This is a genomic window from Pseudomonas sp. TE3-3-F2023, from assembly GCF_036784815.1.
Lineage (GTDB): Bacteria > Pseudomonadota > Gammaproteobacteria > Pseudomonadales > Pseudomonadaceae > Aquipseudomonas > Aquipseudomonas pudica.
Genome location: NZ_CP145113.1, coordinates 4,302,492 through 4,328,347, shown reverse-complemented (window position 1 = coordinate 4,328,347; position 25,856 = coordinate 4,302,492). Strand labels below are relative to the sequence as shown.

Below are 25,856 nucleotides of genomic sequence, written 5' to 3'. Positions count from 1 at the left end.
TGCGTGGGTGAGATCAGCCGCACGGGCCGCCCTGGCAGTAGGGGAAGGAAATCATTAGAGGAGCGGGACTCTGCCGTCCAGGCCAAGCTGCCGGCGGAACCTGTTTTTATTGTTCGAACACACTGTTGGACATCCCTGACCGACTCTTCGCGCATGCCACAGCTGTTAAGGCCCGGCTCCAATTCGCCCCCTGATGGCGGGGTTAGGAATGCCGTCACTGCGTCACGTCCGATGACGTTGATCGTTGTCATTTTCATGCCTCTTATTTTTGTGAAGCGCAGGAAAACCTGTGCCGGCTTTAAATCTACGTCCACAAATATTTTTAGACAAGTGCTTTTTTGCTTGGTAGCTTGAAGGGGTGGTCAGGCGAATCTTAAGTCAGCTAGGTCTGGCGATATCCTGGCCAAAATTGGGCAATTTCATGCTATTTCGCATCTTTTTGAGGCGAAATTTGCATGGCTCAGTAGGGCCAGGTGCTGTCGTCAACCGAGAGGCCTATGGCTTTTCCAGTTGAAATCGTGCTGAAGCCGGGACTGCTCCAAGGAGCGCATGACTGACGTGAGTTGCCGATCTGGCAGTGAAAAATCGAACAAGAAGGTGAGCGAAATGAGTGCAGTGAAGGGTGGCGGGTACGACTACATCATCGTAGGCGCCGGCTCGGCGGGGTGTGTGATGGCTAACCGTCTAAGTGAGGATCCCAACATCAACGTGCTGGTCATCGAGGCAGGTGGGCCTGATCGGAAATGGGATTTTCGCATCCAGATGCCTGCTGCCCTTACGTACCCTTTGGTCGGAAAAACCTACAATTGGCAGTTCCTGACCGAGCCCGTTCCGGAGTTGCGCAACCGCAGGGTTCCGTACTTCAGAGGAAAGGTATTGGGTGGCTCGTCGACCATTAACGGGATGGTTTACATCCGTGGTAACCCGATGGATTTCGACAACTGGGCGACGGATCCAGAGCTGGCCCATTGGTCTTACGCACACTGCTTACCGTATTTCAAGAAATCGGAAAGCTATGACCAGGGCGAGAACGAGTATCGCGGTGGGGCGGGCCCATTGCATGTGACCAAAGGTTTCGGTGCGAGTCCGCTGTACCAAGTCTTCGTTGAAGCGGCCCAAGAAGCCGGCCACGCGCACGTTTCCGACCAGAACGGCTACCGGCAAGAAGGCTTCGGGCGGATGGATATGACCATTCACAAAGGGGTCAGGGAAAGTGCTGCCCGCGCATACCTTCACCCTGTGATGTCGCGCCCGAATCTCACGGTGATCACCGGGGCTCTGGTTCGTCGTGTCGTTTTCGAGGGCGACAAAGCGGTCGGTATCGCACTGCGCAGCGAGAACCGCGAACAGGTCATCCGCTGTGATGGTGAGGTCATCTTGTCAGCGGGTGCGATCCAGTCGCCTCAGTTGTTGATGTTGTCTGGTGTGGGCCCGGAAAACGAGCTGAAGAAGCATGGGATTCCGGTGGTATGTAACTCCCCAGGCGTGGGCAGGAACCTCGGTGATCACATCGAATATATCGTGGCCTATGACTGTCTCAAGCCGGTTTCGTACTACAAGGAGTTGAAGCTGCATCGCCAGGCTGCGATTGGTGCGGAGTGGTATGCGACCCACACCGGGTTGGGAGCATCCAATTTCTTTGAAGCTGGTGGTTTCCTGCGCTCGTCTCCTGATAAACCCTGGCCAGACGTACAATGCCACTTCGTTGGAGTCGCGGCGGAATACAGCGGGCGAATGGCAGCCGAAGGCCATAGCTATCAGGTTCATCTCGGCCCGCAGCGCCCTCTGAGCCGTGGGTGGATCAACTTGGCGTCCTCTAATCCTGAGGATGCGCCGCTGATTCAGCCCAACTGGCTCACAAAGGAGCAGGATTGGATTGACTCAAGAAATGCCATTCGCTCGACCATCGAGATTATGGAGCAGGATGCCTTCAAACCGTATCGCGGGAAGATGCTCAAGCCGTTGCAAACCGCCATGCACGATGAGGGCCTGAACGACTTTATTCGTGACCATGCTGAAAGTGGCTACCACTTCTGCGGAACCTGCAAAATGGGCAGTGGTGCTGATGCTGTCGTCGATGGCCAGCTGCGGGTCAAAGGGGTGCGTGGCTTACGAGTTGTCGACGCCTCTGTGATGCCTGAGGTGACCAATGGGAACACTAACGCGCCGACGATCATGATCGCTGAGAAGGCAGCGGACATGATTCTCGGTCGCCAGCTACCGCCATCCAGCGCGAAATTCTTCAAGGCGGAACCGGAGTACGCGTAACTGGAGAGGGGGGAGCCGGACGACATCGTGTTTGCCATTCTCTCCCTGGAATCGGAAGATTCAAAGTTCATGATGGGCAGCGAGCTCGTATCGATGGCGGTTACGCCGCCGAGTAACATTGAGGCCACTCGTCCTTGGGTCGGATTGTAGCTCTGACTTACAAGCCACTCGGCAGCCATAAGGCACGAGTGGCTTTTTCTTGCTCCAATGAAGCTGAGCTCGGGCACTCCTTTGCATCGCGCCATTTCCGCCCATCTGGCGGATATGGATATTCGCACCGCCTGGGAGCTGGCCCATGCCGACGCCTGGTCGCTCAGAAAGCAGTTCAGCGTGGTGCTGGAAAAGACAGTCCGCGAGCTTGGTGGTACCACCTGCCTCGAACTCGACGAGCCCGATCCGCCGAAACAGGAGATTTGCTCTAGCCGCATGTTCGGTACCCGGCTGACCGAGCTGGCTCCGATCAAAGAGGCCGTGGCCACCTACACATCGCGTGCCGCTGAAAAGCTCCGCTCCCAGCGGTCGCTTTGCAAGCGCCTACGGGTGAGTATCCGCACGGGGATGTTCAATCCGGATGAGGCCAAGTACGCCAACGGTGTCTTGATCAAATTGCCTTATCCAACGGACGACACGCGTTTGCTGACAAAAGCGGCGCAGGAGGGCGTGGAGCGGGTGTACCGGGAGGGCTTCCGGTACAGCAAGGCAGAGGTGCTGCTGCTCGACCTCAGCCAGCCGAACGAGATCACCGGTGACCTGCTCGCGGCGGCTCAGCCAATAGCGAGTGAAAAGCTGATGGGCGTGCTCGATGCCGTAAATGGTAGATGGGGTAGGGGTACCATGCGGCTGGCCAGCGTGCCTATCGATCCCAGCTGGGGTATGCGCCGGGAGATGATGAGCCAGAGCTACACCACTCGGATGGACGAACTTTGGACGGTGTACTGCAAGTGATCTCAGCAAAAGTCCAGAGCAGACCCGAACCAGTTTAACTGGCAGCGTATGGCTTGGACGGTACCGTGACGACTCTGAGCCACCCATGAAGTGTGGCCAGGTGACAAGGAGGATGTGTTCGCTGGGCGGTCAGGCCGTCTGCGGCAGAAGGGACTCTCGTAAAGTATTCACTGATGCCACCCAGTTTCGGCGGCTGTCGTAGGTCGTGAAGCCCAAGCGCTCCGCAAATGCAGATGCCTTGGCATTAGCACATTCGATGAGCAGGTGCCGGTAGCCAAGGGTAGGTGCCAGTTCTACCAGGCGTCCAACTAAGGCCCGGCCATGTCCAACGCGCTGTTGCTCGAACATCAGCCGAGCGATCACCGGTGATTCCCGTGGGCAGTTAGGGTCTGGCCTTGCGAAAAGGCGAAAGTAGCTTGCTCCGTGCCCGAAGCTGTTGCGAATGATCTCCAGACCTTCTGTTGAACGTATCTAGGCTTGTAAGTGAATCGCTCGAGGATGAACTCCCTCAAGTGGGGCAGGAGATCCTCCGCTCTTGTTTGGGCAAATTCGAACCATTCATCATCACTGGCATCTGCAGCCGGGAGGATCAGCATCGTTGCGCTCCTGTTCTCGGGAGGAAGACCGAAGTGTAGGTGGCAAACACGTGACTCACTCGAGCTCGTGCCAGGATGGGGGCGGGGAGGGAGGTGAAAGCTGAGGGCGCTTCCCAAGCTGACATATCTTTTGCCAAGCCAAGGCTATCGTTTGGCAACAAAGTACGCCTCGATGGTTTACGATGTGATCCTGTTTCTTACAAATCGTATCAAGGATTGCCTATGTCTCGTCTTGCCGAATTCCGTGAACTTGAAAAGCAACTAGCCGCCCAGCTTGCAGAGCTTGAAGCCCTCAAGGGCAGCTCTGAGCTCCAAAAAGAAATTGCGTTTGAAACCAAGCTGCGTGACCTCCTTGCCTCGTATGGCTACAGCCTTCGTGATGTGATTAGCATTCTGGATCCTCAAGCTAACCGACGTGCCTCTGCTCCTGCAGCGGCTGAAAAGGCCCCGCGCCGCGCCCGTCAATTGAAGCAGTACAAGAACCCGCATAACGGTGAAATCATCGAAACCAAAGGCGGCAATCACAAGCTGCTGAAGGAGTGGAAAGCTCAATATGGTGCTGATGAAGTCGAGTCTTGGCTTGCCTAATTGCTAAGCTATCGGCGTGGTACGCAGGTATTGCGACCACGCCATGATGGTTGCCAGTATACATCTGGCAATTGCTAAGGTACTATTGGTTTGGAATGCCTAGGTACATAGCATCCTCTCCATTGCCAAATTTTGGAAGCCATTCTTTGTCAGTTGCTGGGTCGATTTGATATCTATAGCTCGAGGTTGAGAATATAACTTGGGCATTATTTTTCGAGGCGAGCGACTTAAGTTCTTCTATGTAATCAGACAGATGAATGTCGGGAATGTCCTGCTGCTTTGGGGTGTCCAGGATTAATATCCTGAAAGGAGAGTTTTTGTCTTCTAGACATATTTCGAATAGTGCGGCGTGGAATGCAAGAACTGTACGGGTCTTTGAGCTGCCTTTGAATATTTCAAGCTTCTCATCTCCCATCATTGGTTTTAGGTTGGAGTCGATTTTGATTTGATTCGATACATTGCGCGCATGCAAAGTATCCAGCCATTTGGTCATGGCCTGCGACAGCCGTAGACGGAATGTAATTACCTCAGCAGATTGTTCGCTTGGTTTTTGGGCCGCCTCTAAGAGTGACAGCGTCTTGTCGCGACGAGCCAGCAAATTGGCGTGGTTGGTTTTCTGAGCTTCTACCTTTTTTAGCTTGCCCAGCTCAAGTTGAAGCTCGAAGATATCTGATGTCGTGGTGCTAATTGCCTCAATGAATGCATCTATTCCAGCCTCGCGCTCGGCGATTGAACGCTTGTGTATAAAGGATTCGATATGGCGATTGGTTAGCGATTTCGCGATCTCCAATCTTTCTGCGGCTTGAATGTTTGCGGCAGTAGAAATCTCTAAATCCTTTATCTGGTCTCTCAAATAGAGAAGGCTCTTGCCATATGACTCGGCGCTGGCCATGAACATGCCGCAGTTCGGCGTGGTGCATAGCTCGGAGAAAGATATGAAGGCTCTTCGAGCGTCCTCATTCAAGTTTAGTGTTTGAATTTCGCTTTCTATTTCGTCTCGAATTAGCTTGGCACTGGATATCTTTGACTCGAGCTGTATGGATTCATTGCTAAGTTCGCGGTATCGTACTCGTTGCTCTGCTATCAAATCGTCAAGACCAGACAGAGCTTCGCTCTTAACATTTTTAGTGTTTTTCAGCTCTTCCAGTCGTGTTTTGGAACGTTCTAGTTTTTTCTCTAGCGTATCAATTGTGCGGATAGGAGCTGTCAAGTCTTGCTGTAGACGTTCCAAAAGTTTTCGGCTCGAGACGATAGATGTATCGAGATAGTCAGCCTCTTTTTTTAGTTCTATACCAGTGCGTTTCTTGTCATATAAATTGAAAGGTGGGAGGCCTACCAACAATCTAACCATTTCGGAGTATTGGTCTTTGACGAAAGACTGACGTGCTGCGTAAAACTCCAAATATCCATGATCTTGATCTAAGTAAAAAAGCGGTATTAAGCTTGAAAAATATGGGAGGGTAGGTGTGCCGCTAGTGGTGATTAGTTTATTGGTTTTGATATTTATGAGGTTTAAAAAGAATCGCGAAAAATCCTCGTCATTATAAAAGCGATTGATGGTTTTCGAGCTTTCGTGGACAGTTAGGTCAAACTTTTCTCCGATGGAGCGCTCGAGAGTTATCTTTTTATCATTTATCGCGATTTGTAATATTGCTGACTTGCAATTTCTAGTGATGTCTGCACGAAATTTTACATCCATTCCCAAGCAGAATAGGGTGGACATTATGAGCGGTGTTTTTCCGCTTTCATTCTCTGCAAATAGTTGAGTTATATCACTGCCGAACTCAAGCAGGCCTGATCCCCAGCCATTAGGGCCATTGGCGACAATCTCTAAGGATTCGAATCTCATAGTTTTTCCTCTACTGCGCGTTCCTTGCAAATGTTCCTGTATTCCCGTTGGATGGTTAGGAGGAAAACGCAAAGCTCACCTTCCGACTCGATTGCTCCATCGACGATTTTTTTGCCAGTCGAGGTTGCCTCAAGTCTGGAAGTATTTTTATTTATGGTGATTAAATTAGTCGACTCTAAAAAGGTTAGGGCCTTCACCGTTCGGATTCGAAGGTTGGCCGACCAGCCTAGTTCTTGGCTCGAGCCGCTGAATGTTGCGAGACTATGTTCAAAGCATTGGCCTATGAGCTTGCCAATTTCATCGGCTTTAGGTTTCGATCTACCTTTGGCTAGGCTCAATATCGAAAGTGCAATAAGTGGCATATGGAACAAGCTTTCGTTCTGAAGTGCATCCCTTCGAGAGCGCGGAGCGCTTCGAGTAATGATCAAGGGGGCTTCAGTGGAGGCGATTTCTATAGCTTCAACGAGTTTCATGTTGCTTCGCCTCTTACCAGTTCCGAGAGGACTGCGCCAAAGGTCAGTTCAAGGGTTATGTCAGTTCGCATCAATTGGTTGCAAAGCTTGGTTTGTAGTGTAGTTACTTCGGTAGTGATTTCTGCTGTCTTAATGGCACCTAAAGCCAGTTTTCTAGCGCTTTCAACTACGAGCTCAATGGCTATGGTCATCAGGAAGTCTGGTATGTCATGGCGATACTTTCTGTGCCAAGCTTCCCATTGGCACTTATAGCCCGCAAACGCGTCAATGGTGTTGGAAGAGAATCCCGAGCGTTTCAAGGTTCGCTGAAGAATTGATGCCGACTTGATGGCTTTTTCATCACCGCCGTCTCGTAAAATCTCATAAGTTGATGTAGAGATGGAGAGCACATCCAAGACATCTTTCATGCCAATACTGGCCTTTCGATCTAACTCGGCTGCGGAAATATCTTTAATTAAGATTTCGGCGGATTTAGATTCAATTGTTGAAAGAAGTCGGACTATTATTTTTTGAACTTCGTCAGGCTTTAAGTGGACTTCGCTAAATTTATATATTTGATTGGACGCCATTGAGACGAAAAGATCGTCTTGCTCACTCAGAATCTGTTGCCTTGGTTCCAGGCAGAGGTGCGAAAGAAAATGAAGATGCACATCTTCGGATTCAAAGGCTAGGCTAGGTATCAGTTTTTGAGTTTCTGCTATCAATGTCTTTGTGTGCGCACCTACTGGGCGCTTTCCTCTTACTTCCTCGAGGATTTGCTCCACTTCGTCTTCAAAGTTAATGTTGGTTCGGATTTCTACCGAGTGACATGATTTTCCAAAATTCTTGATGTGGGGTAACAGCTTTCCGGCAAAGCTGTCGGGTAAATTGTGCTCCGTGTTACGGCGTTTTTTGATCCCGAAGATATCAAGTATCGTGTACTGGTCGTTAAGCTTCGTCTTGGTTTTAACTTGGACAAAGCGATATCGAGTTTCACCATCAATAACATATTTTACGACGTAGTCTTCATGGTAATCGCAATATATGCGCTCAATTTCGCTTTCTTCTAGGATCGCTAGGCTTTCGATTAGTGCCGCTCGGAACTGAGCACGAAATCGGTTTATCGTATCCCTGCCTGCCTGCTCCCGGAGGTCAACTTCATTTAGTTTCATGTCGTTTCATTGCTCCAGGTGAAACACATACTTGCTGCCAAGTTTGGTCTGAGTCAGAGATAGTTTTTTGCATGAATAGCGAGACATCGCCAGCAAATAAATAAGGCATGAGCCATGCTTTAGCTGCGAGAGTGGTATGTAAAGGCGCGAGTACCCACTATCTCTTTTCTGAGATCCGTGACCCATGCTAGTCGAACTGAAAGGTTGTAGACGAAGATCCATTCATATCTGTCCCTGATCACCCAACTTTTCCTTTGTCCCTGCTGCTGGCTGGCACATAGCCAGCTTAGCTTAACCTTTTCCAACCTAAGGGCGGAAGTCGAAACCTACGCTCTAGGCCTCAGGTTTCAGTGTTAATGATGGTTGATAGCGAGAAACCTTTCCACTCCTGTAAAAAGGTTTGAGGTTTTCGTTAGGCATCGCTATGCTTGGCCAGGAAAGGAGAGAAAAGGAGTAGGCTCATGAAGGTTTTGGTTGAGATTCGCGATGACCTGATGGCTGCTGTCCTGGGTCTCAGCAGTAGCTCGGGAAGCACTGCAGATGAGGTTCTTAACAACCTTCTAGCGGTTGCTTTGGATCAACCTGAGGCAGAGGCTGTTGATTTGGTGCACGCCGTTCAGGTGACCCTGAAAGCGGTGGAGAAGGTGCCTTTTGGAGACACCTTCCTCGTTGAGGATGTGATCCCAAATGACCTTTGGCATTTGATGACCACTGGTGACAGGAAGTCGTTTGGAAAGGCGTTTCGAAAGCAGGTCGACCTAGCTGGTCTAGCAGAATGGGTCTCACGTAACAGCGGCAATAAAGCCGTATACCGTCGTTCTCTCAAGTAAGGAAGTGCACAATGACAGACCTCGCGTTTGCTGATCGATTCCTTGATGCGGTAATTGATGGTCATCTGGGAAGCGGCCTGGTTATCACCCGCCAAGAACTGATTAGCTTTTTCCCTGAAGATCCCGAGACTACCACCGGGTGTTTTCTGTCGAACTCGGAAATCTCCAGTGCTACACATAGTCCGACCTATCGCAAAATGACACTCCGCGTTAGCCCTGGGGTTTACCGTGTTCACCCTGAGGCTCTCCTGGAACGCATGAAACAGCGAGGAATTGCAGCGTAGTGGGCACGGGTCACCTGAGAGCCGAGTGGAGCGGATGACGTGATCAGGGATTACATATCATCGACTGTTCCATGCTTTCAGGGTGCTGGTCAGTGGGCACATCTAGTGGCACAGGTTTGCCATTTAACGAGTGAACATGCCTGCGATGATTCGAGCGTCCAAGAGAGCATGATGCGGCAACGGGGCTCCATCGTTGCAAGCTTCCAGAGTCGTAGCGTCAGTGGGGCTGTTCAGCACGTTGCTCGGCCAGCGTCCGTTGGCATAAGCCAGCTCGCAAAAAAGCTCCCAATCGTACTGTGGTGCGTCGGTCACAATCTCTAGCGTCTCCGCGAAGCCTTCGAGGAAGCTCTGGAGCGCGTCACGTGCAGCCAAAACGGGCATCGCATAGCTCCCATGCCAGAGCTGTGGGAGTACAATCTCGATCACGAAATCGCTGCAGTCTTGAGTGACCCACGTGTCCAACAATTCCACGTAGAATTCCTTACCGTTTCAGCGACCAAGGCAAGCGAGATCAGTTTGGCTGCCGGCGACAGCTGGGTGAATTCGCAATCAAGGTAGAGCTTCAAGATAGTGACTCCTTTCGCATGAGTGGCAACCGCATCGACATTTCACAAGAGGCCCTTCTCTGGAGGGCGGCTCTGGATCATTTCGGGGAATCTGAGCTGTACCAGATCGTCGTCGAACTGTGGCAAGGGGCAGGGCCTCCTGCAAGACCAACTGTCGAATACCTCGACGAAGATGAGGTGGGCCCAGTCGTGATTAATTTGCTGAAAATTGCCCAGGTGGAAGTGGACGGTGTCGTGCCTTTCAGAGAGGACTCATCAAACCGCGTAACGCTGTACAGTCGACACGCCCAGCACCTGGTTGATGGCCTGCTGGAAAGGATGCCTGCCAACATGCTGACGCGGCAAATGCGGACGGCTCGCGTGTCCAATGATCTGGGCGTCTAATGGGCCAAGCGGAGCGGCGATGAACGGTCATTGAAGGGCAAGCGAGATACGGTCAGGATGGCTCATCGCCATCATGAAAGGGATTTTCGTTATGCCGCCGTATCAGCATCAGTTCGTTTGCTTGGCCACATCTAAGAAGCCGGGAGGTCGGTGTATCGCAGGTAAAACATGGGGCGGACAAAACCATGGTAACTGGATCCGACCGGTCAGCAACCGCGACCACGACTCAGTTTCAGATCTGGAGCGCAGGTATGCAAACGGCAATTACGCTTGCCTGTTAGATTTGACCACTTCCACGTTCTCCGGCGCCCAGAATCACCGCTATCAGATTGAGAATCACGTTATCTGCCACCCCCCGCAGTGGTCATCTGCACGGCGCTTGCTCTTGGACGAAATAGCTGAGTTTGAAGATCGACCTGAGCAGCTCTGGGATCTCACTCATCACAGCCGCTGCGGAGTAAATGATCGAGTACCTCCAGACCTACTGAATGCTCAGCGTCAAACGCTTTTCCTGATTCGCCCAGAAAGGATATCTGTTACGGTATCCGCCGAAAGTGCCGATTGGGGCGATCCAAGGCTCAAGGTACGGGCCTCGTTCACCTACGGCGGACAGCCCTATGCTTTCAAGGTCACCGATGACGTGGCCGAAGGGCATTTCTTGCGGCTTGGCTCTGGCACGCATCATCCCCAAGGCATTACCTATTTCACGGTGAGTCTCGGGGATATAGATCCGAATACCGGATATGCATATAAGCTCGTAGCAGGGATTCTCTGAACGGATGACCATGAAAATTCTGACTATTGGCTTCACCGAGAAGAAGGCCGAGCGGTTCTTCTCTCTGATAAAGCTCTCAGGTGCCAAGCGTGTCGTGGACGTTCGCCTGAACAACATCTCGCAGCTTTCCGGCTTCGCCAAGCGAGACGATTTGAAATATTTCCTGGCGGAGATCTGTGACGTCGACTACGTCCATCTACCTGACCTGGCTCCTACCAAGGAAATCCTCTCGCCCTACCAGAAGAAGGACATTACCTGGCAGCAGTACGAGGAAAAGTTCATGAATCTGATGGCGAAGCGCAATATCGAAAAGCATGTGCGCCGGGATCTCATGGAGGGTGGCTGCCTCCTGTGCAGTGAGCACCAACCTCATCAGTGCCATCGCCGGCTTGTGACCGAGTACCTGAAAGAGCATTGGAGCGACGAGTCCATCGACGTCAAGCATCTTGTATGAGTGATACCAAGACCATCCTCATCGCCTATCCGAAGGAATTCCTCTGCTACTCGAAGCTGCAGAGGAAGGTGCAGTTCTACACCAGCCAATCACCCGAGGTTCAACTCGTGGCCATGGTCGATCCCAACGGCTACGTGAGCGCTTACGCGGAAGAGCAGGGCATTCCGTTCGAGCTGGTAGAAGACCAGGCCGGCGCCGTAGAAAAAGCAACGCACGCGATTCTCTTTGAGGATCGCGAGTGTTTTGCTGGATTGAGAAACACTTTGGGCCTAGCTGCCATACCAACCCGGGTAGTCCCGCTGCAGCTCACCTTGGTGGTGAACAAGGATCGAGGAGACCTTTACGACGTCTATATCGGTCGAGGCACTATCTGGGGCAACCCATACCAGATGGGCCAGGACGGTGACCGAGACGAGGTCATCCGCAAGTTCGCTTACGACTTCGGTCGTGGCTTCCTGAAGGCATCTGAAAACTTTGAGCACAACCTGGGCATCATCAGGGGCAAGGTTATTGCGTGCCACTGTAAGCCTGCAGCTTGTCATGGGGACGTCCTAGCAGCTCATCTAAATGCTCAAGATGATGGACTATAAAGATATAAACCTGGCTCAACTTGAGGGGGTTATGAGATTAATTTAAGTTTCTCTGCGGTTCTCGGTGCTTCTGGTATGGAGTTTTATAGTGCTGGGAAGTTAAAATGCTTCGCCGAGAGATCACCTCGGCGCCGCATAATTAGCAAAGTGCTACAGGTCAATCGCCTCGCCCCAGTATTGGGCTTCATATAGGCTTTTCATGTTTCGTGTTTCGACGTGTCTTTGACGAATGGTATGGTCAGGGAGCTCAAAGATTTTTGGGGCTTCAACGACCTCGCATTCACTTTTGAGTTTGTCGATAAGTTCTTGAGTTTTTTTCGGGAGCTCTAAAAGGGAACTACATTCTGGAAGTACGTTCTTGAGAATGTTGCAGTTAATCGGTGTGATGTTGTTTTTGGAAAGCAGCTGCCAGCTGTGCGTTGTTCCGAAGCCAGAGTTTGTGAGTATCCCGCGTAGGTGATTTACTTTGTCCGGGGCTTGAATTTCGGGAAATGCTTTTTTGTAAATTTTGCTTTTGGCGTCTATGCTCAAATTGTCAAAGCGAAGAGTTTGGTCTACGGCCTCTTCAATCCGGCCATCAAGCCTTCTGGCCATTCTGGCAGACTCAGGATAAAGAGTGGCCTTAGCTTGAATAGTGATGATGGTGTGAGAATTTTTGCAATAAACCAAAAGGTCAATCTCACCGCCCTCAAAATTTCTTTCCAGGCATGTGCTAAATCCATTGCTTTTAAAATGTTTTTCGGCTCGCTTTAATAGCTCAGGCTCGAAAAGGTTTGAGATCATGCTGTCATATTTGTATTTCTTGTTTTTGGATTTGTCGTTCTGAATAGCAATTAGGAGATTTCTTGCGCCGAGCAAGGTCGGCACGGCTGCAGGTAAAAAGTATACGTACTCTTCGATTCGCCAAAATGGTGGAAGAAATTTATTTGAAATGTTTGTGTGCTCACCTTGGGAGCAGAAGAAGAACTCTGAAAATTTATCAAAATCTGCATCCGATGCACTTGTCATCTTCTGAATAAACTTTTTAAGTTCAGAATGTTTCATTTTAGCCATGGCTAAGCCTTGCCAAAGCTTTTTGCCAAGAGGTGTGTCGTGCAGGGCATTTGCGGTCAGGTATTTGTCGACAACAACAGATACATCTATGTAGGTCTGGCCGAGACACATATAGGCAGTTCGGATTTTTTTAAACTCTTCCGAGGAAGAGAAGCCAATGTGGTTGTAGAATGAGTCGGGTATTATGTCGGCTTCAACGAAAGCGCTCTGGGAGCTGGAGTACATTTTTGAAATGTAGTCATAATAGGCGGTTGGGTCTATCGATCTTTTGGACTTCAGCCTGTAAACTATTTTATCAAGTAAGGTCTTTGGGCTTCTCTCAAGTCGAGTCACTGCCGGCAGCGAAAGATTAGTGAGTATAATATCAGTCAGTTCGTGATCTTCTGCCGCTTGGTCGAAGTAGTCGATAAATGACTCGTTTTCGCTTTTTCGTGTGAAGCTGTAAATTTTGTTATGAATAAAAGGGAATACAATATTAAGGTTTGCACATGCAAAAAGATTTTTGAAATCTTCTTGTTTAATGTGGTAACCCGATTCGGTACAGGACTCCAAGCTTTGGTTGCTAAAGTCCTTTGCTTTCTCAAAAATGAAGGTGTATGGGATGAGCGTGCTGTAAGGTAATTCCATGTTGTCCAGCATGTCGCGCATCACGATCTGGCAAAAATGATTATAAATGTGAGGAAATGGCAGCTCTAGAATTGGGTTTGTATCAAATAGAGTGTCTACTTGTGGTTCTAAAATTTTCATTAACTGTCCTTTGAGGTGGTACTTTGCATCGAATTCTGAGAATTATTTGCTTCGCTTTAGAGTGTGTCGATATCGCCTTTGCCATTGACGAAAGTATACGTTAGTGCTTGGCGTCAACTCGAGATGCGACCTATTTTATTATAAATCATCCGCTACGGATACTTCGATAACCCTGGCCGACCGTCTAAATCTTCCAGGAGGTCATCGTCATCATTTTCCGCGCCCTGGCTGTTCAATAATGGGCGAGAATCGAGCGCTTAGGCGCCTGGTGAGGATTTATCGTCAGAGGCCTAGCAGCATCAATTCTAAGCTCAATCAATCGCTGGGCGGAACAGGTGGGTGGGCGGATAACCTGTTGGGGGGGGCTGCATGCGCCTCTGGAGTAACGAACTTGTATGCGCATCGCTATCCAGGCGGAAGGCTAACTCATAACGAATTAATATATTTGCATGACCGCGATATCGTCAACGAGGTTGATAAAGAGATCAGCACTCAGGATCTCACCCACCATGCGCCTATTCCTGGTGCTACCGGCGAGCACTGCATCCGATTTTGCGGCAGTCGAATTCTTCGCCTAAGCCAACATCCAAGTTCTGTTCTGGGAGGCTGGCGTTTTCGAGAACAGTGAGGGCGAGAGCCTGGAAGAGCTGGCACCATCTTGTGGAAGCTGGCCAAGCCGCTGCTCAGTTTGTAAATGCCAACTCGGTTTGCAGCGATGTTGGCAATACGGCTCCCCTGGAGGCTCGTGGCCTTCGTTGAGCCGCTGGCGCACGGACTTCTTGTGCAACATTCACCGTAAGTTTCAGGCCTGCTAGACCTCCATCTCGCTGCAGGTCTGCAAGCTCTGCGCTTAGCTTCGAGATCAAGTCGACTGCCGACTCACCGGTATCTTCACTCAATGTGAGAGTCATGATTGTCAATGGACTTAGCCCAAGGCGCTCACTCACCTGCTCAAGCTTGTCCAGGGTGATACTCGATTTACCCAATTCAAGTTTTGAGAGGTAGGTACGGCTCGTCGTGTCGGCGAAATCTCGCTGGGTGATATTGCGCTTGCTACGCAGTGCACGAAGCACGCTGGCGAAAGAGGCTTTGAGCGTCATGCTGCAGTCCCGGGTATAGGCTGTTTCGATAGGAGGCTATCCATTCGTCCATCAGCCTACCACGACTGGCAAAAGAGCACTCCCATGCGTATACCTTGAAGGACGTCACTATCGGCCCCCATGAGGCCGCTACTCGAGGACAAGAATGTGAACGTGGTCGAGCTAATTGAAGAGCTGCGCAAGTACGACCCTGACCTACCTGTTCTCCTGCCGAGATCTGACTGCTCAGCCTTAGAAGACGCCGTTGCGTGTTACCCAGACGTCGTGCGGGAAGGCCAGATCATGGGCTACGAGTCGCTCAGTTGGTTCCCCTGGGAACCCGATGACCCTGCCACTGAAAAGCTTCAAGTCATTGTTATCGACTTCAGCCAGCAATTCCCGATGGCAGCGAAATGACTATGAAGCGTAAGAATCTCAGCGATGTCTTAATGCCGGATGACCAGATGTACGTCGAGGCCGTGAATGCCTTGAGGCGGTATCACGAAGCTGAAGCAGCTGGGATCAAGGGTGCGGAATTGGAGCGCTTGCGGAAGATTGCTGAAAGTCAGTTTCAGGCGGTGACAGATTATCAGCTCGGCGCCCTCGGTGGCTTCACACCTAGTAGGCATTAGCGTCAGCGGCCAGCCTGATCAGCCCGCACGCAGGATCTCACCCATCAGCGCGCCTAGGTTGCGAGCGTCGTCGATCCCTCTGTGGTACCGACCAGACCATTCAAGGCCCCAGTCCTCAACGGCGGGCCGGAGAGCCATTGCAGGGCAGTTCAGGATTTTCCAGTGCCATTTCTTAGCATTGGTGTGGCTGAGGTCGGACAGCATGGGTTCGCAGCGATTCCGCACTGCATCCCTTGCCAACTGCTTGGCATCGTAATCACCCCAGGAGCACCACATCAGCCCTTCGGCCTTGAACGCAGCCAGGTAGTCATCCAGCTTCTGGCGTACCTCGTCATATGTACCGGCGTCGTCGACGTTGACCTGTTCAATGGTGGTCAGCCCCCTACAAAAATTGGTGAGACTTGGATTTAGCACCGGTCGCACGAAGCTGGTGTACTCGCTGACGATCTTGCAATCCTGATGCAGATCCAGAGCCACTGCTCCGACTTCGATGGTTTCCATGTCGTCACGACGCACAGCCAGATCGTGTTCCTGCTTTTGCTCGTCTGTCAGGTCTGCAGGATACTCGTCGCACGTGGCTTCGAGATCTACGCAAAGGAGATATCGAGAGCCTGCCAGTAGCTCGCGGAGCGCCTGGAGGTGCTTTGGTTTTTTGATCTGCATGCTTCTTCCTTCTCGGAGGGCCCTCGTTCGTTACGAAGGGGAGTCGAAGAGCCGAATGAGCAACTCGCCTGTAGGAGTGCCAGCATACCGCCCCTGCAGCTCTTCAAGCTTGGCAGAGCGCCGCTCCCCGGACAGCAGACTCAACCCGTGAAGGGCATTCATCAACTGCTGCATGCCAGCTATATCCTCAGCCAGATTCAGCCAAGTGGAAGTGATCTGCTGAGCACGAGCCTCTGCCTCACGGCTCGCGATCTGGGTTTCAATGAGCTTGTTGGCGTGCGCCAAGGTTTTGAGCGAGGTGAGCGACTGCTCAAGCTCTTCCAACTGCTCGCCGAGGCGCTCTGCCTGGTCGAGCCCCGAGGCTTTACCATCCACGTACACGACGTCGTCATGCAGCGAGTAGATCGCCAATGGGCCATCCCCGCCGCCAGTGGCATCTAAGGCAAGGACATTCCCGAGGCGCAGAGAATGCGGGATCCAGGTGTGCCCGACACAGACACGCCAGGCACCTGGAATACCGCCACGATGATGCTTCTTGATCCTCTCGCGCCCCCACAACGCGACATCCTGAATCTGTGGGTTATCGAGGTTCTGGGTGAAGTCATTCCAGGATAATCCCACGGGCACATCTGCGTGCAATACCCCGACCACGCCCTGAGCCGTCTCCACCTCAATAGCCAGCGGCAAGCTATCCAGCTTGTCGATGACCATGGGCTTGGACTCGTCATCTATCGTGAGCCACCACCGCGCTCCATGGGCTGAATAGGGCAGGTGTGGGTTAGCTCGATAGGCGTCGATTAGCATCTGTTCATGGTTGCCCTTCACCGTGAAGAACCAGGGTTCGCCCAGCAGCTTCAGCCCATCCAGCATCCCTGGGCCACGGTCGATGAGATCTCCCACGGCAATCAGCCTGTCGACAGACTTATCAAAACCGAGAGCTTGCAGGCCCTTATGAAGCTCTCGGGTTTTGAAGTGAATGTCACCCACGACAAAGTCGCGGCCAGCGTGATTATGCGGGAGCTTAAGCAGATGGGGCATGAGCTACGAACGCTCCAAAAATCGGGCTGGAAGACCTCAATATTTTACCTGATGATGATGCGCGTATGGGCTATTGATGTAGGTGTAGATGGGGAGGAAGCGACCTCAAACGAGCTGATGCCCATGACCCGCGAGCGGCAAGCGGAGCGCGCAGACCAGGAGGGTCGGAGGTGCGAGGATGGAAGCCCGAAGAGCCGAGCCACACAGTGGCTTGGTTTACGACAGCCGTCCCCAACGGGGCGCGCCATAGAGCTGCTAGAGTGCTTTTAACATTCGCTCCAGGCTCTGATGCTCCCAGGTCGACAGCAGCGCAATCGGATCTGTACGAGCACCTGGATCAAAGTCCCAGCGCTGGCCATTGGGGCTCACCACTTGCTCGCAGTAGTCGAGCTCATCGCAGTCGTTGTAAATCGTGATACGCCATCCCTCGATGTCTACTACGAAGTGGTACGCATAGACTTCATCCCACGCCTGTACGCCCACCTTTGTCATATGCCGACGCCCAAGGACGACTTCACGGAGCACCTGGCAAACCTCGCGTGCCGTAAGCGCTCCAAGGGGCTCGTTACCGCTTTGGTCTAGTGTCATATGAGGATCCAACTCCCTCGGTCATTCACCCGAGGATACCAGCCTCCATGCACAGGGAAGACGCCATGGCATCAGTTGACGACCGGTTGAATGAGGCTCGCCTTATAGAAAAGGCGCTCACACGCATCAAGGACATCAGCTCCTCGAGAAGCGCGGATGAAGTGACGTATCGATTTGGCCTCGCGACTGGATACATCGCCGCCATCCTCCATGCTGGAGTTATAGATGAAGCCCGAAGGGAGGAGCTCCTCATTCTGGTCGAGCAGACGCAAGAATCCCACCCGCTTTCAAACGGAGCATCGGGCAGGTTTGACCTATAGGTGCCAGCACATCTTCATTAGAGAACCGGCCAGGGAAGGCCACGGTCGTATCTGCATGGGTATACCCGACGAGGCCACCATGCCGAAGCATCCCCAGACCCAGGACGGTCGATATTTCGTCGTCAAAGAGACGCTGTGGCGCTGCGCTAACCCAGGTCTCTCTGAGGCCACCAGACGAGCCCTGGTCGGCGACCTCATGCGAGCTCGTCGCGCCGTTAAGCAAGCCAAAGCAGAAGACGACGCGTCAGCACTGCAACGGGCCAGGGCAAGTGTCCATGCCGCTAAGGTTGCCTTGGGTGAGCGCGGTGAGGTCTGGTGGACTGATGGCAGTCCGGACTACAACCGCCGCAAGGTCACCAACACCCCCTACGCTGAATGGTTCGCCTTGCTGACCACCTCTGGGTAGAGCAAGGCTTAGCGAGCCGCGTCGTATTAAAACGGCGCGAAGCTGAGCTACCGTCTGGGGACATATCGAACAGCCTGGGAGCTTCTGATGACCATCATCCGAGAAGAAAACTGGAGCTATTGCCCCACGCCAGGGAACGCGCAGCGGAGCAGGGTTGGCACCATTTGTGATGCTGGCCCTTTCAAGAAATGCTCTTGGCTGCTGACATCGAAAAGCACCGGGTTGACGTGGACGACCGTTGCGCCATTCCCTAGGGCGCGAAGCGGAAGCTCGGCTGCTGGGTAGACGATCCCTGAAGTCCCCACCGATAGAAAGAAATCGCAATCCTCTACTGCCTCCAGGGCTTCGCTCCAAGCTTGCTCAGGCAACATCTCTCCAAACCAGACGACCCCCGGACGAATACACCCATTGCACCCGCTGCATCGCGGCGGCTCCAGGCGAACCCCACCTTCGGGAAGGGTATCCAAGGGGAGGGCAAGCGTATGCGGTAGCCCACAGTCGATACACCTGGGAGAGTTCAGGCTGCCGTGCAAATGGATCACCTGAAGACTTCCACCACGCTCATGTAAATCATCGACGTTTTGCGTGACGACTGTCAGCTTAGGCACACGCCTGGCGAGCTCAGCTATCGCATGGTGTGCAGCATTTGGCTGCGCTAGAGCTACTTTTCGACGGCGCCACTCGTACCAGCCCCAACAGAGTGAAGGGTCTGCACGATAAGCATCAGGGGTCGCTAACTGAGCAGGATCGAATCGTTCCCAAAGTCCAGTCAAAGCATCCCTGAAGGTCGGGATCCCGCTCTCAGCTGACGCGCCCGCCCCGGTAAACACTACTACGCTTTGCGCGCCTCGAAGGTGGAGTGCAGCAGCGTCCATTGTCATGACATCCCTCCGGGAACGTAGCGTGAGGCAGAAAAAAACCGCCAAACGGCGGTTCAGGGGTGTCGCTCGGGGTCTCTGACTCTTCCTGGCGGGCTTTCGGCGTGCCAGTGAAGAGTTCTTTTCCTCAGGGTGTAGGCGTTGGTGCCAGACACATACGCAGCAACCCTATCGGTAAAACGACTTCGTATCAACCTCGGCTAGGTCGTAGCTACCGAAAGGCCTGGGCGGCCCGTTCTCCGAAGGAGTGCAAATGTACTCCAATGCTTAATCAGGTGGACAAACCTTACATACTGGCTTGCCGAGCCTGGTGATCACGAACGACTCGCCTTGCTGGACGAGCTTCATGATCCTACGCCAGCGGCGCCGAGCTTGGCTCTTGCTCATGACCAGCTCCATTCAATCCCCCAAAGAACAGTCGACTATCAAATTTCTAGTCTGCTTGCCGGCAAGCTTTCTGCAAAGCTCTGCCGCGTTTGAGCAAAGACGCAACGTCTCGCGTAATGTTCCCAAAATAGAGCATTAATGGCGGTTTGATGGGTTAATGTCCCCAAATGGGATCATTATGAATAGCGATGATCTGCCGGTTCTTTGAGAAAGCATCAGCTCACAGCTTGGTAGGTGAGCCTCCGGAAACAACGTAAGGTCATGATCATCCCTCTCGTGAACCTAGCGTATGTAACGCGTTTTTTGGAATGTAACGTCGTCGCTGTTACATTCCCAAAAGTACGTTACAACGACTATTTCTAGGCAATCTGGCGCATGTGGGAGCATACAACCACGAGTACCTCGCCCGGATGTTCTGGCCACCGAGCTATTGTGAGGTGTAAAGGTAGGCTTCAGCAGTTCGAACTGCACACCTTCGGCAAGCGGAGCGCGCAGGCGCGAAGATGGAAGCCCAGCGGGCCATGACGCCACCGTAGGTGAGCGGCTTGGTTCACGACAGCTGTACACGAGAGGGGCGCGCTCAGAGTGCAGAGTGGAAACGAGTCCGAGAATTCATGAGCCGAGATGTCCAAGAAACGCTTCACAGCAGTGCTGCTGATGGCGACCTCCATCTTCTTGAGGTTGCAAGGCGGAAGGCACTCTGGGCACTCGCTCACTTGATACCTGGCGATCCACGGGCTGAGGCTGTAATCCAAGTCCTGGACGACATTGAGCACCAAGAGCAATCCTCGCCCATCTACCGGCAGGCCCTGGACGCTGATGAGGTTTTAAATCTTGTACCCTCGGAGCCGCATCCTATTGGCATAGCCATAGTCCGAGATGAAAACATCCCCCAGCCGTGGCGGGAGCGATTCGAGTGCGCGAGCCGAGGTTCGACCCGAGTAGCTGAAGGCGCTTATCTGAGTGATTGGTTGAAATTTCTTTCAGAATGGCACCAGGAAATGACTCACCTTGAACGCCACAGAGCAGCCTGTGATCGATAGGGCGCCTTACCCCGATTCAATAAGGGGAGGCGGCCCATATTATCCGTATACCCTTACGGGGACAGGTCAGATTAGGCTGGTCTAGGCGTCGGATTTTGGCAAATTTTTGCGATGCAGCGGTGAGACGAAATCTTGATAGGCTTCGCGACTCTGCAGTACCTGATCGCGAATTTCCTCCGGATCGATAGCCATCCCACCTCGGGCCGTAGTGCGGAGCGTCTTGAGTTGATTGACAGCTTGAATGAACTCCCGCTCCTTGGCTTTCTCAGTTTCAGATCTGTTGTCCGGGAAAGCCCAGTTCCAGAGTCGATCAAGAATTTTCAGCATACTCATACCAATCACTTACCAGAAGAGGGCTTATGGCATAAGACCTAGGGTGGCTAAAGCCAGTTTGAGTCAGGGAACCGGGTAGTATCGAAGCGGTTGCAGGTGCACAGCGAGCACATTGATCGGCATACCAATTTGAAAGGCTGATCTGATTTCTGGGTCTCGAGGCTGAGAAGAATTTTTAGATTGCACGGAAGTTACTTTGTCGTTGAGTTAACGATACGTTGATATGGTTTCACGATGGTGTGACTTTAGCACAGTAAATCCGGAAAAACGCGCGTCGATATTGGTTTTTTGGCAAATGAGCCGGATTTCGCGTCGTAAATAAACCATCAGTATAGTTTGGCATCAACCGTTAGTATATTTTTGGACGGTGAATGGATTTGCTTTGATCCGCTCGTTCTGAAGCCCTCATGAAATTTTTTTTCATCCCCCCCCTTGAAATCATTTTTCAAAAACGGAGCTCTATTATTTTGTTAGCAAAAAAAAGCAGGGATCTCTTATTTTGCAAATTTTTTGATGCCATTTTGAGATCGTGAATTCTGCTGTTTGAGATAGATGCTGATAGCTCAGATCTGAATGCCTCCCTTGCCTCGCCCCTTTGCTCGCTACTTCACCTCACGCGCATGCGCGTGAGCGTGGCTTGCTTTTGAGCGCCGTAGGCGCATCGCTTTTTTCAGCGCCGTAGGCGCTGGCTTGATTTTGACCTCAAAAAAAGGTACTCATTTTTTAAAAAAAAGTACGCGGAAGATATACCGTTAAATTGTTGAGTTTCCAGTGCTTGGCGCATACCCGTACAGGTCGCTAACAACCGAGTGGTAGCTAATGCTGGTAAAGGCGGCGTCGCTGTATTTACTTGAAGCGGATGGTGTGCGGTTGCAATTTTGTAGTCGTAGAGTTGGTGCGGGGTGTTCCATTGCGGTGATGATCAATCCTTGAGCACCCAGCTCGCGCCGGTCTCTTCCACCTTTCGGCAGGTTGTCTATTAGCTGCATTAAGGTATGCGTCTGGCATACCCATCTGTGTTTGCTGGGGTTTCAGGCCTATAAGTGAGTATGCTGCTGAGACACCCTTTGAAAATGTGTCTCTCGTGCCTTGACGTTTAGATGCTCAAACATTTAGCTTTAATTGACACCTAGGGAGGGGTGCTCCAATGGAAGCGAATATTTTGAGAGGTTTTTATGATTGCGGCTGATAAGTTGGCTAAAGAGTTTCTCGACGTGCACGAGACTGCGGACGCCCTTGGTGTGTCAAAGGAAACCTTGAGGTTCTGGCGATATACTAATAAGCACGCGACAGAAATTCCTGCGTTAAAGCATGTGTCTCGTCGTATTTATTATCGTACCCAAGATGTCGTGGCATTTTCCAAAACTATGTATTGTCCTTCCAGTTGCTGACCGCTGCCGAGCTGCGAGCATGATGCTCATAAAGGCCTTGGCACGATGCCCTGGCTAGCAAGAAGCCCAGATCGATCTGGGTTTTTTTGTGCCTGCAAAGCGGGTTTGGTAGCCGATAGGATGATGCAAAATATTTTAAAAAAATATGATGTTTTTCAAAGAGGAGGCGCTTTGGGCTTACGAGAGCTGAGGAAAGCTTGCGAGAGCTGAGCTTAATTTTGAGTACCGGCTACCAAATCGCTACCAAGCTCTCAAAAAGACCAAAGATACTGAAGGATTTAGGGAATAAGGGCAAACGCTAGAAGCTTCGTGGGACGTGGCCTACAGCTGCTTATGAAGGTGTGATGGAATGACAGAAAAGGTGTTGACAGTCAGCAGATTTTAAGTCTGCTGTGTATACCAATTCCACCACACTCGCACGCATGAAGGGGTCGTAACGACCAGCTCGCTTCTAAGCAGAAGGGCTTCGCAATCAAGCGCGCTTTATAACCCATTGTTATAGTTGAGTCAACCACAGCGCCTATGATCAACAGAATGAAGGGTCGATCGAATGGGCAATTGACACCTTGCTGTCATTACGCCACTGTTGCCCTCTATTGGATCCAAGAGTGTGGTGATGATTCAGTCCAGTGCTTCCGAGCGTATCGTGCGCCCGCGGCTGTTCTGGCGACTGTTGTTCGTGCTGGTAGTCGTGTTGGGGGCGTTTCTCTACCTCAGCCTGATCAGTCTTGGCGGTTACCTGCTGCTGCTGGGGCTCGATGCAGAACACCCTCAATCGCAGCGGCTGATGGCCCTGGCCGGTGGCGGGTTTATCCTGCTTGTTGGCCTGTGGCTGCTGAAAGTGGCGATGCCGCGGCGCATCAGCCCGGTGCTGGTTGAGCCACAGCGTTGAACCTCGCCCTATCTTCCGTCCTGCCGTACCGGTGGAGCTCGCATGGTTTCAGCTGATTGTCTCGACCACCCCGTCATGCCTGCACACCGCTATGAACAGCTGGTTCAGTCGGTAGTGGATTACGCCATCTACATGCTCGACCCGTCCGGCCATGTGGTGTCGTGGAACGCAGGTGCGCAACGCATCAAGGGGTATCGTGCCGATGAAGTGATCGGCAAGCATTTCTCGTTGTTCTTCACCCCGCAGGATTGCACCGAAGGCCGCCCGGAGCGCTTGCTGCGCCAGGCGCTGGAGCAGGGCGTGGCGCAGGATGAAGGCTGGCGTGTACGTAAGGATGGCACGCAGTTCTGGGCGCTGGCCGCGCTGGATGTGATCCGCGATGACCAGGGCCAGGTCGTCGGCCTGGCCAAGGTGACCCGGGACATCACCGACCGGCGCGAGTCGGCGCTGCAACTGGATGCGGTGCGCGCTCAGCTGTTCCAGGCGCAGAAGCTGGAGGCCCTCGGCCAGTTGACCGGTGGCCTGGCACATGACTTCAACAACCTGCTGACCATCATCATCAGCTCGGCGCGCCTGGCGCTGACCACCCAGGACCCGGTACGCGCCCAGCGCATGCTGCAGCATATTCTGGATGCAGGGCAGCGGGGCACCGAACTGACCCAGCAGTTGCTCAGCTTTGCCCGCCACCGCAAGCTTGATGTGGCTTGCGTCGCCCCGGCGAACCTTATTGCCGCCACCCGTGGTCTACTGGAGCATGCGCTGCCTGGTTCGATTGACCTGGAGGTGGTGTTGCAACCGGACCTGCCCCTGATCGAGGTAGATGCCGGTCAATTGCAGATGGTGCTGCTCAATCTGTTGTTCAATGCTCGCGATGCCATCCCGGGGCAGGGCCGGATCGGGTTGACCGTCGATGTGGTCGAACTGGCAGGCGAGGTGGAAGGCCTGCACGGCGGGTTTGTGCGTTTCGAGGTGGAAGACAGCGGTGAGGGCATCGCGCCAGCGGTGCTGCCGCGGATCTTCGAACCGTTTTTCACTACAAAGCCCTTTGGCAAGGGGACTGGCCTGGGCCTTAGCCAGGTGTATGGTTTTGCCAGGCAGAGCGGTGGTGCCATTTGCGTCGACAGTGAGCCCGGCCGGGGAACTTGCATGCAGCTTTACTTGCCAATCTATCAGCGGACGGAAAGCCAACTCGACAGGTAGAACACCATGGCACAGGCACTCAGGCGGCTGGTGACGGGGATCGATGGGCTCGATGCGTTGCTCCAGGGTGGCCTGGTGGCTGGCGCGTCCTACATCATCCAGGGTCCGCCGGGGGCGGGCAAGACCATCCTCGCCAACCAGCTGGCCTGCGGGCATGTGCGCGGCGGTGGCAGGGTGCTGGTGGCGACCTTGCTGAGCGAGTCGCACGAGCGGCTGTTCCAGTACCTGGCGACTCTGGAGTTCTTCGACCCGGCGCTGGTCGGCGACCCGATCCAGTTCGTCAGTGCCTTCGATGCTCTGGAGCAGGAAGGCCTGGACGCCGTGGTACGGCTGCTGCGCCAGGAAATCGCCCGTCAGCAGGCCAGCCTGCTGATTGTCGATGGCGTGCTCAATGCCCGGGTGCGTGCGGAAACCGCGCTGGACACCAAGAAGTTCGTCTCCGAACTACAGGGCCATGCGGCCTTTGCCGGTTGTACCGTGCTGCTGCTGACCAGCGCCCGGCTGGAAGAAGGCAGCCCGGAGCACACCATGGTCGACGGTGTTATCGAACTGGGCGAGCAACTGTTCGGTAGCCGCGCCGTGCGCCATATCCAGCTGCGCAAGACGCGGGGCAGTGCGGCGTTGTCGGGGCGCCATGAATGTCTCATCGATGGAGATGGCATGCACGTATACCCGCGCCTGGAGTCGCTGTTCAGCCACCCCAGCCATATGGGCAGCGCCACACTGGAGCGCGTCGGTAGCGGGGTGGAGACCCTGGATGAGATGCTCGGTGGCGGGCTGGCCACGGGCTCGGTCAGCTTGCTTATCGGGCCTTCGGGTATTGGCAAGACGTCATTGGGCCTTGCCTTTCTCGGCGCCAGTAGCCCACAGGCGCCGGGGCTGCATTTCGGCTTCTACGAAACGCCGGAACGCCTGCGAATCAAGGCTTCGTCGCTGGGTTACGATTTTGCAGCCATGGAGCAGGGTGGCAGCCTGCAGCTGTGCTGGCAGCCGACCACCGAGGGCCTGCTGGACCAGGTCGGTGCACGTCTGCTCGAGCGGGTCGCGGCGCAAGGCAGCAAGCGTGTGCTGATCGACAGCCTGGGGGCGTTCAGCCGCCTGGCCACCGACCCGGCGCGGCTCAATGCGTTTTTCCGCGCCCTGGTTGGCGAGCTGCGCGCGCGCAATGTCAGCGTGATGCTGACCTGGGAAATGCGCGACATCTTCGGAGCGGAAATCAGCGCTCCGGCCCCGGACCTGTCGAGTATCGTCGACAACCTGATGCTGATGCGCTTCGTCGAGTTGGATTCGCAGCTGCGGCGCATGCTGTCGATCCTGAAGGTGCGTGACAGCCACCATGACCCTGCCTTGCACGAGCTGCTGATCGGGCCGCAGGGCATTACCCTGCGCAAGGCGTTCGAAGGCGCCTGCGGTGTGCTCTCGGGAACGCCGGTGCCGCAGGGGGGCGGGTGAC

The 25,856-nt window shown here is 53.2% G+C and carries 25 protein-coding genes and 2 pseudogenes; 15 read left to right on the top strand and 12 right to left on the bottom strand.

The genetic code is table 11. From position 1 onward, the window contains the following. Nucleotides 1-606: 606 nt before the first annotated feature. The 3 genes and pseudogenes from V3314_RS19880 (at nt 607) to V3314_RS19870 (ending at nt 4,397) form a co-directional block, all read left to right on the top strand. Complete coding sequence (locus tag V3314_RS19880) at nt 607-2,268, top strand: choline dehydrogenase (protein ID WP_088512373.1); 1,662 nt, start codon at nt 607-609, stop codon at nt 2,266-2,268. A gap of 243 nt (nt 2,269-2,511) precedes the next feature. Further along, nucleotides 2,512-3,213: pseudogene (locus V3314_RS19875) on the top strand (DUF4113 domain-containing protein); the annotation flags it as partial. An 818-nt stretch (nt 3,214-4,031) separates the two neighbouring features. Further along, nucleotides 4,032-4,397: a histone-like nucleoid-structuring protein, MvaT/MvaU family gene (locus tag V3314_RS19870; protein ID WP_088512371.1), complete on the top strand. Its 366-nt coding sequence runs from the start codon at nt 4,032-4,034 to the stop codon at nt 4,395-4,397. A gap of 82 nt (nt 4,398-4,479) precedes the next feature. On the opposite strand, the gene V3314_RS19865 is transcribed toward V3314_RS19870, so the two are convergent. Genes V3314_RS19865 through V3314_RS19855 form a run of 3 tightly spaced genes read right to left on the bottom strand, consistent with a single transcriptional unit; the run spans nt 4,480 to nt 7,870 of the window. After that, complete coding sequence (locus V3314_RS19865) at nt 4,480-6,246, bottom strand: hypothetical protein (RefSeq protein ID WP_256596041.1); 1,767 nt, start codon at nt 6,244-6,246, stop codon at nt 4,480-4,482. Beyond that, nucleotides 6,243-6,719, bottom strand: coding sequence for a hypothetical protein (locus V3314_RS19860; RefSeq protein ID WP_088512370.1), 477 nt, complete (start codon nt 6,717-6,719; stop codon nt 6,243-6,245). The genes V3314_RS19865 and V3314_RS19860 overlap by 4 nt, the downstream gene beginning before the upstream one ends. Beyond that, the gene (locus V3314_RS19855) at nt 6,716-7,870 is read right to left on the bottom strand and encodes a dsDNA nuclease domain-containing protein (RefSeq protein WP_088512369.1); all 1,155 of its coding nucleotides are present in this window, start codon (nt 7,868-7,870) and stop codon (nt 6,716-6,718) included. Before V3314_RS19855 ends, V3314_RS19860 begins: the two co-directional genes overlap by 4 nt. A gap of 461 nt (nt 7,871-8,331) precedes the next feature. On the opposite strand from V3314_RS19855, the gene V3314_RS19850 reads away from it, so the two are divergent. After that, a complete protein-coding gene (locus V3314_RS19850; protein ID WP_088512368.1) occupies nt 8,332-8,700 on the top strand; it encodes a DUF1413 domain-containing protein in 369 nt (122 codons plus the stop codon). Between the two features lie 407 nt (nt 8,701-9,107). Here V3314_RS19850 and V3314_RS19845 read toward each other — a convergent pair. After that, nucleotides 9,108-9,550: pseudogene (locus V3314_RS19845) on the bottom strand (hypothetical protein). Between the two features lie 18 nt (nt 9,551-9,568). Between V3314_RS19845 and V3314_RS19840 the strand changes: the two are divergent. The 4 genes from V3314_RS19840 (at nt 9,569) to V3314_RS19825 (ending at nt 11,753) form a co-directional block, all read left to right on the top strand. After that, entirely contained in the window at nt 9,569-9,934 is a 366-nt protein-coding gene (locus V3314_RS19840) for a hypothetical protein (protein ID WP_088512366.1), read from the top strand. A gap of 73 nt (nt 9,935-10,007) precedes the next feature. Then, nucleotides 10,008-10,709: a hypothetical protein gene (locus V3314_RS19835; RefSeq protein ID WP_143516706.1), complete on the top strand. Its 702-nt coding sequence runs from the start codon at nt 10,008-10,010 to the stop codon at nt 10,707-10,709. Between the two features lie 10 nt (nt 10,710-10,719). Further along, nucleotides 10,720-11,163, top strand: coding sequence for a DUF488 domain-containing protein (locus V3314_RS19830; RefSeq protein ID WP_088512364.1), 444 nt, complete (start codon nt 10,720-10,722; stop codon nt 11,161-11,163). After that, nucleotides 11,160-11,753 (top strand): DUF4326 domain-containing protein, encoded by a 594-nt coding sequence (locus tag V3314_RS19825; protein WP_088512363.1) that lies wholly within the window; start codon nt 11,160-11,162, stop codon nt 11,751-11,753. The genes V3314_RS19830 and V3314_RS19825 overlap by 4 nt, the downstream gene beginning before the upstream one ends. Nucleotides 11,754-11,903: 150 nt before the next feature. Here V3314_RS19825 and V3314_RS19820 read toward each other — a convergent pair whose 3' ends face one another. Together V3314_RS19820 and V3314_RS19815 are read right to left on the bottom strand one after the other, a co-directional pair. Continuing rightward, nucleotides 11,904-13,553: a hypothetical protein gene (locus V3314_RS19820; RefSeq protein WP_088512362.1), complete on the bottom strand. Its 1,650-nt coding sequence runs from the start codon at nt 13,551-13,553 to the stop codon at nt 11,904-11,906. A gap of 683 nt (nt 13,554-14,236) precedes the next feature. Beyond that, nucleotides 14,237-14,653, bottom strand: a complete 417-nt coding sequence (locus V3314_RS19815) for a helix-turn-helix transcriptional regulator (protein ID WP_088512361.1) — start codon at nt 14,651-14,653, stop codon at nt 14,237-14,239. A 147-nt stretch (nt 14,654-14,800) separates the two neighbouring features. On the opposite strand from V3314_RS19815, the gene V3314_RS19810 reads away from it, so the two are divergent. Both V3314_RS19810 and V3314_RS19805 read left to right on the top strand, forming a co-directional pair. Further along, nucleotides 14,801-15,049 carry a hypothetical protein gene (locus tag V3314_RS19810; RefSeq protein ID WP_143516705.1) on the top strand — a complete coding sequence of 83 codons (249 nt, stop codon included), beginning with the start codon at nt 14,801-14,803 and terminating at the stop codon, nt 15,047-15,049. Between the two features lie 2 nt (nt 15,050-15,051). After that, nucleotides 15,052-15,264, top strand: coding sequence for a hypothetical protein (locus V3314_RS19805; RefSeq protein WP_088512547.1), 213 nt, complete (start codon nt 15,052-15,054; stop codon nt 15,262-15,264). A gap of 18 nt (nt 15,265-15,282) precedes the next feature. On the opposite strand, the gene V3314_RS19800 is transcribed toward V3314_RS19805, so the two are convergent. The 4 genes from V3314_RS19800 to V3314_RS19785 form a co-directional block, all read right to left on the bottom strand. After that, a complete protein-coding gene (locus V3314_RS19800; protein ID WP_088512359.1) occupies nt 15,283-15,927 on the bottom strand; it encodes a 3'-5' exonuclease in 645 nt (214 codons plus the stop codon). Between the two features lie 30 nt (nt 15,928-15,957). Beyond that, nucleotides 15,958-16,965: a metallophosphoesterase gene (locus V3314_RS19795; protein ID WP_088512358.1), complete on the bottom strand. Its 1,008-nt coding sequence runs from the start codon at nt 16,963-16,965 to the stop codon at nt 15,958-15,960. 255 nt (nt 16,966-17,220) lie between these two features. Beyond that, entirely contained in the window at nt 17,221-17,490 is a 270-nt protein-coding gene (locus V3314_RS19790) for a hypothetical protein (protein WP_306299043.1), read from the bottom strand. Between the two features lie 134 nt (nt 17,491-17,624). Then, nucleotides 17,625-17,825: a hypothetical protein gene (locus V3314_RS19785; RefSeq protein ID WP_158249198.1), complete on the bottom strand. Its 201-nt coding sequence runs from the start codon at nt 17,823-17,825 to the stop codon at nt 17,625-17,627. A gap of 127 nt (nt 17,826-17,952) precedes the next feature. Here V3314_RS19785 and V3314_RS19780 point away from each other — a divergent pair, with 127 nt between their 5' ends. Further along, on the top strand, nt 17,953-18,279 hold the full coding sequence (locus V3314_RS19780; RefSeq protein ID WP_088512544.1) for a hypothetical protein: 327 nt from the start codon (nt 17,953-17,955) through the stop codon (nt 18,277-18,279). 116 nt (nt 18,280-18,395) lie between these two features. On the opposite strand, the gene V3314_RS19775 is transcribed toward V3314_RS19780, so the two are convergent. Both V3314_RS19775 and V3314_RS19770 read right to left on the bottom strand, forming a co-directional pair. Next, nucleotides 18,396-19,154: an NAD-dependent deacylase gene (locus V3314_RS19775; protein WP_088512543.1), complete on the bottom strand. Its 759-nt coding sequence runs from the start codon at nt 19,152-19,154 to the stop codon at nt 18,396-18,398. A 1,514-nt stretch (nt 19,155-20,668) separates the two neighbouring features. After that, complete coding sequence (locus V3314_RS19770) at nt 20,669-20,920, bottom strand: hypothetical protein (protein ID WP_021784261.1); 252 nt, start codon at nt 20,918-20,920, stop codon at nt 20,669-20,671. 1,175 nt (nt 20,921-22,095) lie between these two features. Here V3314_RS19770 and V3314_RS19765 point away from each other — a divergent pair. The 4 genes from V3314_RS19765 (at nt 22,096) to V3314_RS19750 (ending at nt 25,855) form a co-directional block, all read left to right on the top strand. Continuing rightward, a complete protein-coding gene (locus V3314_RS19765; RefSeq protein WP_088512355.1) occupies nt 22,096-22,311 on the top strand; it encodes a helix-turn-helix domain-containing protein in 216 nt (71 codons plus the stop codon). Between the two features lie 616 nt (nt 22,312-22,927). Beyond that, nucleotides 22,928-23,203, top strand: coding sequence for a hypothetical protein (locus V3314_RS19760; protein WP_046614969.1), 276 nt, complete (start codon nt 22,928-22,930; stop codon nt 23,201-23,203). Between the two features lie 42 nt (nt 23,204-23,245). After that, the gene (locus V3314_RS19755) at nt 23,246-24,403 is read left to right on the top strand and encodes an ATP-binding protein (RefSeq protein ID WP_046614970.1); all 1,158 of its coding nucleotides are present in this window, start codon (nt 23,246-23,248) and stop codon (nt 24,401-24,403) included. A 6-nt stretch (nt 24,404-24,409) separates the two neighbouring features. Then, nucleotides 24,410-25,855, top strand: a complete 1,446-nt coding sequence (locus V3314_RS19750; protein ID WP_046614971.1) for an ATPase domain-containing protein — start codon at nt 24,410-24,412, stop codon at nt 25,853-25,855. Nucleotide 25,856 lies beyond the last annotated feature (1 nt).

Coding starts and splice junctions, on each gene's coding strand:
- V3314_RS19880 (WP_088512373.1), top strand. CDS start 607: ATGAGTGCAGTGAAGGGTGGCGGGTACGACTACATCATCGTAGGCGCC.
- V3314_RS19870 (WP_088512371.1), top strand. CDS start 4,032: ATGTCTCGTCTTGCCGAATTCCGTGAACTTGAAAAGCAACTAGCCGCC.
- V3314_RS19865 (WP_256596041.1), bottom strand. CDS start 6,246: ATGAGATTCGAATCCTTAGAGATTGTCGCCAATGGCCCTAATGGCTGG.
- V3314_RS19860 (WP_088512370.1), bottom strand. CDS start 6,719: ATGAAACTCGTTGAAGCTATAGAAATCGCCTCCACTGAAGCCCCCTTG.
- V3314_RS19855 (WP_088512369.1), bottom strand. CDS start 7,870: ATGAAACTAAATGAAGTTGACCTCCGGGAGCAGGCAGGCAGGGATACG.
- V3314_RS19850 (WP_088512368.1), top strand. CDS start 8,332: ATGAAGGTTTTGGTTGAGATTCGCGATGACCTGATGGCTGCTGTCCTG.
- V3314_RS19840 (WP_088512366.1), top strand. CDS start 9,569: ATGAGTGGCAACCGCATCGACATTTCACAAGAGGCCCTTCTCTGGAGG.
- V3314_RS19835 (WP_143516706.1), top strand. CDS start 10,008: ATGAAAGGGATTTTCGTTATGCCGCCGTATCAGCATCAGTTCGTTTGC.
- V3314_RS19830 (WP_088512364.1), top strand. CDS start 10,720: ATGAAAATTCTGACTATTGGCTTCACCGAGAAGAAGGCCGAGCGGTTC.
- V3314_RS19825 (WP_088512363.1), top strand. CDS start 11,160: ATGAGTGATACCAAGACCATCCTCATCGCCTATCCGAAGGAATTCCTC.
- V3314_RS19820 (WP_088512362.1), bottom strand. CDS start 13,553: ATGAAAATTTTAGAACCACAAGTAGACACTCTATTTGATACAAACCCA.
- V3314_RS19815 (WP_088512361.1), bottom strand. CDS start 14,653: ATGACGCTCAAAGCCTCTTTCGCCAGCGTGCTTCGTGCACTGCGTAGC.
- V3314_RS19805 (WP_088512547.1), top strand. CDS start 15,052: ATGAAGCGTAAGAATCTCAGCGATGTCTTAATGCCGGATGACCAGATG.
- V3314_RS19800 (WP_088512359.1), bottom strand. CDS start 15,927: ATGCAGATCAAAAAACCAAAGCACCTCCAGGCGCTCCGCGAGCTACTG.
- V3314_RS19795 (WP_088512358.1), bottom strand. CDS start 16,965: ATGCCCCATCTGCTTAAGCTCCCGCATAATCACGCTGGCCGCGACTTT.
- V3314_RS19780 (WP_088512544.1), top strand. CDS start 17,953: ATGCCGAAGCATCCCCAGACCCAGGACGGTCGATATTTCGTCGTCAAA.
- V3314_RS19775 (WP_088512543.1), bottom strand. CDS start 19,154: ATGGACGCTGCTGCACTCCACCTTCGAGGCGCGCAAAGCGTAGTAGTG.
- V3314_RS19770 (WP_021784261.1), bottom strand. CDS start 20,920: ATGAGTATGCTGAAAATTCTTGATCGACTCTGGAACTGGGCTTTCCCG.
- V3314_RS19765 (WP_088512355.1), top strand. CDS start 22,096: ATGATTGCGGCTGATAAGTTGGCTAAAGAGTTTCTCGACGTGCACGAG.
- V3314_RS19760 (WP_046614969.1), top strand. CDS start 22,928: ATGATTCAGTCCAGTGCTTCCGAGCGTATCGTGCGCCCGCGGCTGTTC.
- V3314_RS19755 (WP_046614970.1), top strand. CDS start 23,246: ATGGTTTCAGCTGATTGTCTCGACCACCCCGTCATGCCTGCACACCGC.
- V3314_RS19750 (WP_046614971.1), top strand. CDS start 24,410: ATGGCACAGGCACTCAGGCGGCTGGTGACGGGGATCGATGGGCTCGAT.